This is a genomic window from Bacillus sp. FJAT-29937, from assembly GCF_001509555.1.
Lineage (GTDB): Bacteria > Bacillota > Bacilli > Bacillales > Cytobacillaceae > Cytobacillus.
Window position 1 is genome coordinate 1 of record NZ_LMAS01000020.1, and the last position, 1,347, is coordinate 1,347.

Consider the following 1,347-nt stretch of genomic DNA (forward strand, 5'->3'; position numbering starts at 1 on the left):
GACGGTGGAAAGTCAGCACTGCAAATCCCGGTTTTGGATTTGTAGGGATGGATTGAAGCGGCCGAAAAGCTAGGAGCCGAAGCTAGACAATTAAAATATGATTACTCGAAAGACTTCTTCAGCATTATCTAGTTTTGAGAGAATGAAAATTTCTCTTGAAAAAAACAAAAAAGACGATATAATAGATATTGTCTTTAATAAAAGTCTAGTGGCGATAGCGAGAAGGTCACACCCGTTCCCATCCCGAACACGGAAGTTAAGCTTCTCAGCGCCGATGGTAGTTTGGGGCTGTCCCCATGTGAGAGTAGGACGTCGCTAGGCTTTTAATTTATTATTCCGCAGTAGCTCAGTGGTAGAGCATTCGGCTGTTAACCGAACGGTCGTAGGTTCGAATCCTACCTGCGGAGCCATCTGGAGAGCTGTCCGAGTGGCCGAAGGAGCACGATTGGAAATCGTGTATACGCTTCCGCGTATCAAGGGTTCAAATCCCTTGCTCTCCGCCATTTAAAACTTTATCTGGCCCCTTGGTCAAGCGGTTAAGACACCGCCCTTTCACGGCGGTAACACGGGTTCGAATCCCGTAGGGGTCACCATTTGGAGGATTAGCTCAGCTGGGAGAGCATCTGCCTTACAAGCAGAGGGTCGGCGGTTCGATCCCGTCATCCTCCACCATGTTTATTTATAGCATGGAAGGTTTCTTATGCTAAATATGAGCATATAAAATTTCATATTAATAAAATTGTCGCGGGGTGGAGCAGTCCGGTAGCTCGTCGGGCTCATAACCCGAAGGTCGCAGGTTCAAATCCTGTCCCCGCAATTTGGTCCGGTAGTTCAGTTGGTTAGAATGCCTGCCTGTCACGCAGGAGGTCGCGGGTTCGAGTCCCGTCCGGACCGCCATATTGTGGCTCAGTAGCTCAGTCGGTAGAGCAAAGGACTGAAAATCCTTGTGTCGGCGGTTCGATTCCGTCCTGAGCCACCATTATTATGCCGGCCTAGCTCAATTGGTAGAGGATTTTAAAAGCTTGCAGCACCGAAGCTTTACTCCCTTGAATGGCAATTTTTTAAAATCTGCGACAAAGAACGTAGGGCTTTGAAGCACATTTTTTAGCAGTATTCAAATTAATAAGCAAATCAATTTTCGCCGGCCTAGCTCAATTGGTAGAGCAACTGACTTGTAATCAGTAGGTTGGGGGTTCGAGTCCTCTGGCCGGCATGTTTATGTATACTAAAATATATTTATTATAAAACAACTGGTGGGGTAGCGAAGTGGCTAAACGCGGCGGACTGTAAATCCGCTCCCTTTGGGTTCGGCGGTTCGAATCCGTCCCCCACCACCATCTATAGGGG

Annotated in this window: 9 tRNA genes and 1 rRNA gene; all 10 read left to right on the forward strand. The window is 47.7% G+C overall.

Annotated features, from left to right (window positions below):
- Nucleotides 1-204 precede the first annotated feature (204 nt).
- The 10 genes from rrf to AR328_RS21995 all read left to right on the forward strand — a co-directional run bounded on the left by rrf (nt 205) and on the right by AR328_RS21995 (nt 1,337).
- A 5S ribosomal RNA gene (rrf, locus tag AR328_RS21950) occupies nt 205-321 on the forward strand.
- Nucleotides 322-335: 14 nt separating this feature from the next.
- Nucleotides 336-410: transfer RNA gene (locus AR328_RS21955), tRNA-Asn, on the forward strand.
- Nucleotides 411-413: 3 nt separating this feature from the next.
- A tRNA-Ser gene (locus tag AR328_RS21960) sits at nt 414-503 on the forward strand.
- 15 nt (nt 504-518) lie between these two features.
- Nucleotides 519-593 (forward strand) — tRNA-Glu (locus tag AR328_RS21965).
- Nucleotides 594-596: 3 nt separating this feature from the next.
- Nucleotides 597-672, forward strand: a tRNA-Val gene (locus AR328_RS21970).
- 71 nt (nt 673-743) lie between these two features.
- Nucleotides 744-817: transfer RNA gene (locus AR328_RS21975), tRNA-Met, on the forward strand.
- Nucleotides 818-820: 3 nt separating this feature from the next.
- A tRNA-Asp gene (locus tag AR328_RS21980) sits at nt 821-897 on the forward strand.
- A 6-nt stretch (nt 898-903) separates the two neighbouring features.
- Nucleotides 904-979 (forward strand) — tRNA-Phe (locus AR328_RS21985).
- A gap of 161 nt (nt 980-1,140) precedes the next feature.
- Nucleotides 1,141-1,213: transfer RNA gene (locus AR328_RS21990), tRNA-Thr, on the forward strand.
- Nucleotides 1,214-1,252: 39 nt separating this feature from the next.
- Nucleotides 1,253-1,337, forward strand: a tRNA-Tyr gene (locus AR328_RS21995).
- The last annotated feature ends 10 nt before the right edge of the window (nt 1,338-1,347 follow it).